General features: G+C 47.9%; 3 protein-coding genes. 1 reads left to right on the forward strand and 2 read right to left on the reverse strand.

Annotated elements, in window-relative coordinates; all coding sequences use genetic code 11:
• Window positions 1–65: 65 nt before the first annotated feature.
• Complete coding sequence (gene sbcB, locus B3182_RS05915) at window positions 66–1,517, reverse strand: exodeoxyribonuclease I (RefSeq protein ID WP_292751945.1); 1,452 nt, start codon at window positions 1,515–1,517, stop codon at window positions 66–68.
• On the reverse strand, window positions 1,518–2,804 hold the full coding sequence (gene hemL, locus B3182_RS05920; protein WP_292353461.1) for a glutamate-1-semialdehyde 2,1-aminomutase: 1,287 nt from the start codon (window positions 2,802–2,804) through the stop codon (window positions 1,518–1,520).
• A gap of 129 nt (window positions 2,805–2,933) precedes the next feature.
• Between hemL and B3182_RS05925 the strand changes: the two genes are divergently transcribed.
• The coding region (locus B3182_RS05925; protein WP_292751948.1) for a LapD/MoxY N-terminal periplasmic domain-containing protein at window positions 2,934–3,376 on the forward strand (443 nt) is incomplete at its 3' end.

Consider the following 3,376-nt stretch of genomic DNA (forward strand, 5'->3'; position numbering starts at 1 on the left):
TCAGGGTGGTGAGCAGGATTTTGGCAGTAGTTGACATGCGCACATTGTAAATCAAACGCGGCTGTTCAATTAGAACTGTTCATTCCTAATGCGATTTGTTGCTCAGTGACATAACGTTGCAAGTCGTCCAAAGTTTGCTGTTGGGCTGCGGTGAGCTCTTGCTGCCGACACTCCGCTAAAGCAGCATTAAATTTTTCAAATGTAAGTCCAGGCGATGCAGTTGCGGTTAATTTGGTCCGACAGAATTGCTGCCATTGTTCTGCTTCACTTTCATTTAATGATTCGGGCCAGTTACGCGCTCGGTAGCGAAACAGCATTTCCGGTAATCGCGAATCGTTAAAAGGTATCGATAACGTGCCCAATTGATCAGGAGCCGCTTCGCGGATCAGGGTCATTTTGTTTTTATCGCTGTCATCAAAGAAACCGCCGCCATATAAGCTGGCATCAACATCGTCTATCTCATCAAATGATTTCTGACTGAAAACTTTCTGCAATTTTTGCTGTAATGATTCACCGGCCTCACGAAGAAGTTGCAGATGTTTATGACTTAATTCCCGATCAATCTGCAGCCGCTCGGCAGCAGCATCATCCAGCGTAGCTGCAGGAACAATGACCGGACATTTATTTATATGCACGGTTTTGATTGCCGGACGCGAAACACCCTCGGGGAGATCTTTGGTTGGGGTAAATAACCATTGCCGAATGGTATCGGCATCCTGCTCCAGTAACGCCGAAGGATCATGGCGCAGATCATAAACAATCACCCCATTATTGTTGTTTGGTTCTTTGGCTAGTGGCACTACCAGTGCCGTATTGCAATATTCAGAAGGGTACATGCGTGAGGTATGCAATACCGGATCCGCCTCATGTAGGTTCAATAACGGAGCGAGCTGCTGTTTTCGGCGTAACTGATAAATATAGTCATACAGTTTTGGCTGACGATCTTTAATCAGTTTTGCCAACGCGATTGTGGCATACACATCCACTAACGCATCATGCGCGCCCTGATGTTCAATACCGTTTGCAGCAGTTAAGGCTTCCAGACGAAAACTGGGCTGGCCGTCTTCACGATTAGGCCACTCGATTCCTTCCGGACGAAGAGCCCGGGTGAGACGCACCATATCAATAATGTCCCAGCGTGAATTACCGTTTTGCCATTCGCGGGCATAGGCATCGTAAAAATTACGAAACAGGGCGAAGCGGGTAAATTCATCATCAAACCGCAAACTGTTATAGCCCACACCGCAGGTACCTGGCTGTGACAGTTCATCATGAATTTGTTTAATGAATTCGGCCTCAGTCAGGCCTTCCTGTTGTGCTTTCTGTGGCGTGATGCCCGTTATTAAACTCGCCATTGGATGCGGTAATACATCGGCTGCCGGTTTGCAGTAAATCATCAATGGTTCACCGATGATATTCAGATCTTCATCGGTGCGCACGCCGGCGAACTGTAGTGGCCGATCAAATCGTGGATCGGTGCCAGTCGTCTCATAATCGTGCCAGTACAGCGTATTCATTTATAAGCTCGCCAAAACCAGCTCTGCTGCTGCCAGAGTGGCTTCAATTTCATCATCACCATGTGCAGCAGAGACAAAGCCTGCTTCAAATGCTGAAGGTGCAAGATAGACCCCACGATCCAGCATGCCGTGATAAAACTTTTTAAAACGTTCCTGATCACATTGGGTGACCTGCTCAAAAAACTCAATGTTGGCTTCTTCGGTAAAGAAAAAGCCAAACATGCCACCCACATAATTGATACTCATCGGAATACCGGCCGCATCGGCTTTTTGTTTCAAGCCATTAGCTAATTTAGCTGTCTGTTGACTGAGGTGATCATGAAAGCCGGGTTGTTGTACCAGCTTCAAAGTTGCAAGGCCAGCTGCCATTGCTACTGGATTCCCTGATAATGTACCTGCCTGATATACCGGACCAAGCGGTGCAATAGAATGCATCACATCTTTACGTCCACCAAAAGCTCCAACCGGTAAACCACCACCGACTACTTTACCCAGCGTAGTGAGATCAGGCTTGATTCCATAATGTTGCTGCGCACCGCCCAAAGCGACCCGGAAACCGGTCATGACTTCATCAAAAATCAGCAGACTGCCGTATTGATCACAGACTTCGCGCAAACCTTTGAGAAATCCCGGAATCGGTGGAATACAGTTCATATTTCCGGCAACCGGCTCGACAATAATGCAGGCAACCTGATCACCGATTTCAGCAAAACATTGTTTGACTGAATCCATATCGTTGTAGCGTAAGGTAATGGTGTGCTCGGCAATCGCTTTAGGCACTCCAGCAGAAGAAGGTTCTCCTAGGGTTAATGCACCACTGCCAGCTTTGACTAATAACGAGTCTGCGTGACCGTGGTAACAGCCTTCAAACTTAACGATTTTGTCACGACCGGTATGGCCGCGAGCCAGACGAATGGCACTCATGGTCGCTTCAGTACCGGAGCTGACCATACGCACCATTTCCATTGAAGGCACTAATTCACAGAGTAAATCCGCCATTTCAGTTTCAATTGCTGTGGGCGCGCCATATCCCAGACCGTTTGCACACATTAGCTGAACGGCCTCAATAACTTGCGGATGCGCATGACCGGCAATCATCGGTCCCCATGAGCCGATATAATCAATATAATTTTTACCTTCAACATCGGTAAGCCAGGCGCCTTTTGCGCTGCTGAAAAATACCGGATCACCGCCGACACCTTTGAATGCACGGACGGGTGAATTGACGCCACCCGGGATATGTTTTTGAGCCTGAAGGAAAAGTTGTTGATTGCTTTGCGCTTGCATTTACAGAGTCCTGATTTGATGATGTGCGATAATTGTAGGTCAATTTGATTTCTCATAGTCGCAACAAACAATGTCGGCTATGAAAGTTCAATAGGCCTTAGCCTATCACAGCGAGATAACTGACCCGACATGAGCCTGAAACTGCGTTTATTGATCATTGTAACCTTGATCCTGGTATTCAACTTTGTCGCCGCTGGCTATTTTATGATTCAGAATGCCCGTCAGGCAGTCGCGGCCGAAATGGCATCCAGTACTCAGTTGGCACGTGGATTATTGATCAATGCCTTGCCGACCTTACGTTTTTCCAACGACTTGAGCGAGCGGGTAACCCTGATTGTTGACAGTGTGCGTCATACAAGACACATCCGCGCCTGGTTTGAAGACATGAACGGCCAACCGTTAATCGGCCATGAAGAGGGAGTACCGTTTACCAACCGGCCTGATGCGCCGGACTGGTTTATCCGTTTGATGGAACCTGAAGCGGTGGCGTTCCGACGACTTATTACCCGCGGCAGTCAATCGTATGGTTATCTGGTGGTTGAGGCCGATCCAAGTGATGAAGTCACTGAAGT

It is taken from the genome of Methylophaga sp. UBA4204, from assembly GCF_002379485.1.
In the GTDB taxonomy this organism is placed as follows: domain Bacteria; phylum Pseudomonadota; class Gammaproteobacteria; order Nitrosococcales; family Methylophagaceae; genus Methylophaga.